The following is a 529-nucleotide window of genomic DNA, read 5'->3' as shown; positions in this document are numbered from 1 at the left end:
CGCCTCCAGTTGCTTGATCACGTCCAGCCGCGCCTCACGCCCGGCCAGCACCAGCGGCTGGCTGTCGGCGCGGTTCTGGCGCAACAACTGGCGCAGTTCCTTGCGCCGTTCCGGCGGCAGCTTGACCATCGCCTGGCGCAGGCCATGCTGGTTCACCACCGCCTCGGCGGGCTTGGTGTTCGCCAACCAGTGGTACAAGCCTCCGCCGACACCGCCGATCAAAAACACGTTGAACAACACCGACACAACCAGCAGCGGCTTCAGGTACTTGGGTGACGGGGTCATTGCTCGCTTTCCTCGGCGTTGACGGTGAAGACGACTTCGGCGTCGCCCTGGTCGAAGACACTCGGCAGTACTTCAGGGCCAAGCATGGGCAACGGCACGCTCAACGATGCCACCAGGATTCCGGCGGCGACCCCGGCGATGCCCACGCCAACAAAACCGGCCGGCGACAGCCAGCCGGCGTAGCGCGCCCAGAAGGACTGGCGCTGGGGAAACGATTGGCGAATCTGCCGCGCCAGCGCCGGGT

General features: G+C 66.2%; 1 protein-coding gene and 1 pseudogene. Both read right to left on the bottom strand.

The annotated features are described in order from the left end of the window. Nucleotides 1–285, bottom strand: a 285-nt coding sequence (locus tag HX786_RS31580; protein ID WP_178913092.1) for a periplasmic heavy metal sensor, incomplete at its 3' end; no start/stop codon positions are given. Then, nucleotides 282–529 (bottom strand): annotated as a pseudogene (locus HX786_RS31575) (hypothetical protein); the annotation flags it as partial. The gene HX786_RS31580 and the pseudogene HX786_RS31575, both read right to left, overlap by 4 nt.

This window comes from Pseudomonas sp. 21615526 (genome assembly GCF_013386245.1).
GTDB lineage: Bacteria > Pseudomonadota > Gammaproteobacteria > Pseudomonadales > Pseudomonadaceae > Aquipseudomonas.
Note: the sequence above shows the minus strand (reverse complement) of the source record. Positions and strands in the feature narration are given on the sequence as shown.